A 2,244-nucleotide genomic window follows, 5' to 3' on the forward strand; every position below is an offset into this window, starting at 1 on the left:
CCCCCGGTCCAGACCCCTCCCGCCGCGACCACCACCACCGCCGCCACGGTCGCCGCGCCGAGCGCCTCGCGCCTTGCCGCGGTGCAGGCGATCACCAAGCCGCAGACGGCCGACGCGGGGGATGACGAATATTCCTACGGCTTCCGCCTGTGGAACGCCGGGTTCTACCCCGAGGCGCGCCAGCAGCTGACCCGCTATGTCGAGCAGTATCCGACCCACTCCAAGATCAGCTACGGGCGCAACCTCCTGGGCCGCGCCTTCCTCGACGACAGGATGCCCGAGGATGCGGCGCGCTGGTTCCTCAAGAACTACCAGGCCAACAAGGCCGGCGAGCGTGCGCCCGACAGCCTGCTCTATCTCGGCGCCTCGATGGTGGCGCTGGGCGACACCAAGCGCGCCTGCATCGCGCTTGCCGAATTCTCCGAGACCTATCCGCTGGTCGCCGCCGGACGCCTCGCGACCGAATTCCAGACCACCCGCGCGAAGGTGAAGTGCAGCTGAGCGATCAGGCGGCGCGCTTCGCCGCCGATCTGGCGGCGCTGTGGCCCGAGGACGAGCGCCAGGGCCGTGCGCTGGGCCTCGCCGTCTCGGGCGGACCGGACAGCCTCGCGTTGCTGCTGCTCGCCGCCGAGGCGCTACCCGGGCTGATCGCGGTGGCGAGCGTCGATCATGACTTGCGCCCCGAAGCCGCCTCCGAGGTCGCGCTGGCGGGGCGCATCGCGGCCGAGCGGGGCCTTCCCTTCACGGCGCTGAAGGTGCAGCTCGCCCCCGGCAACCTCCTCGCCGAGGCGCGCGCGGCCCGCTACGCCGCGCTGGCGCGCTGGGCGGGGGAGGCGGGGCTCGGCGCGATCGCCACCGCGCATCATGCCGACGATCAGGCCGAGACGCTGCTGATGCGCCTCAACCGGGGGAGCGGGCTCGCGGGCCTTGCCGGGGTGCGCCCCCACTCGTGGATCGACGGCACCGATGTCACCCTGCTGCGCCCGCTCCTCGGCTGGCGCAAGGCGGAGCTGGCGGCGATTGTAGCGGCGGCGGGCATCGTGCCTGCCGAGGACCCCTCCAACACCAACCCCGCCTTCGACCGCGCCCGCATCCGCGCAGCGCTGGCCGAGGCCGACTGGCTCGATCCCGTGCAGATCGCCGCCAGCGCCGCGCATATCGCCGAAGGGTGGCAGGCGCTCCAATGGTATGCCGAGCTCGACTGGCACGAGATGGTGCTGCGCGAAGACAGCGACGCCGGCGCCCCGGGCTTCTCCTACTGCGCCAACGTGCCCCGCGTGATCGCCATCGAGACAATCCTCAGGATCATCCGCGAGCTCGGCGGCCACGCCACCCGCGCCGAGGCCGCTCGGGCGTGGGAGCGGCTGTGGGCGGGCGAGAACGCCTCATTGGGCGGGGTGCTGGCGGTGCCGGGGGTGGAACGCGTCGAGAAGGTCGGCGTGCCCATGCGCGTCTGGCGCTTCCGGCCCGAGCCCGCGCGTTCTTTGAATTGATCGCGCTGGGCGGGAGGTCTGCGCCACCGACAGGTGGCCGAAAATCAGAGAATCTTGTCCCCCACGCCCACCATCCGCCCGCGGGTGATGATCACCTTGTCGCCGCGCCTGGCCGCGGCGAACAGCAGCCGCGCGAAATCGTCGGGCACGCCGATGCAGCCGTGGCTGGCATAGCCGTTGAGCACCGGCGAGCCGTGGATCGCGATCCCGTCCCACGTCAGCCGCAGCGTCCAGGGCATCGGCGCGTTGTTGTATTTCTCGGAGACGTTGTGGCGCTCCTTGGTGAGGATGGGGAAGGTGCCGAGCGGGGTCGGATGCTCCTGCGTGCCGACCAGCACCACCGCGGTGCCGATCTCGTGCCCGTCGCGGAAGGCGCTGATGACGCGCGCCTCGAGATCGACGGTGATCACCAGCGGGCCATAGGTGGGCGCGGCGCTTTCGTCCCAGAACCAGTCGCCGTAGCGGATCGTGCCCTCGATCGGGAGGATCGACCTGATGACGAAACCGCCGCCGGAAGGGGCTTTGGGAGCGGCGGGGGCGGCGACGGGGCCGGGGACGTCCTGCACCACCGGCAGGGAAATCATCCGCACCGCCGGCCCGCGCAGGGCATCGGCGTCGCTTTCGGCGGCGGTCGCAGCCTCGGCGATGGCTGAAGGCGCAGGGGGCGGAGCCGCCGCAGGCTCGCCGGGCTCGGGCATCTGGCTGTCGGGATCGAGCGGCTCGAAGCTGCGGCTGGCGCGCGCGGCGACCG

The 2,244-nt window shown here is 72.1% G+C and carries 3 protein-coding genes; 2 read left to right on the forward strand and 1 reads right to left on the reverse strand.

Annotated features, from left to right (window positions below):
• Together AX692_RS12175 and tilS are read left to right on the forward strand one after the other, a co-directional pair.
• Positions 1-501: tetratricopeptide repeat protein (locus AX692_RS12175; RefSeq protein ID WP_155646314.1), on the forward strand; the 501-nt coding region annotated here is incomplete at its 5' end.
• Positions 492-1,493 carry a tRNA lysidine(34) synthetase TilS gene (tilS, locus tag AX692_RS12180; RefSeq protein ID WP_073975461.1) on the forward strand — a complete coding sequence of 334 codons (1,002 nt, stop codon included), beginning with the start codon at positions 492-494 and terminating at the stop codon, positions 1,491-1,493. The genes AX692_RS12175 and tilS, both read left to right, overlap by 10 nt.
• Positions 1,494-1,537: 44 nt before the next feature.
• Here tilS and AX692_RS12185 read toward each other — a convergent pair.
• The coding region (locus AX692_RS12185) for a L,D-transpeptidase family protein (RefSeq protein ID WP_073977707.1) at positions 1,538-2,244 on the reverse strand (707 nt) is incomplete at its 5' end.

The organism is Erythrobacter donghaensis (genome assembly GCF_001557325.1).
Taxonomy (GTDB): domain Bacteria; phylum Pseudomonadota; class Alphaproteobacteria; order Sphingomonadales; family Sphingomonadaceae; genus Erythrobacter; species Erythrobacter donghaensis_B.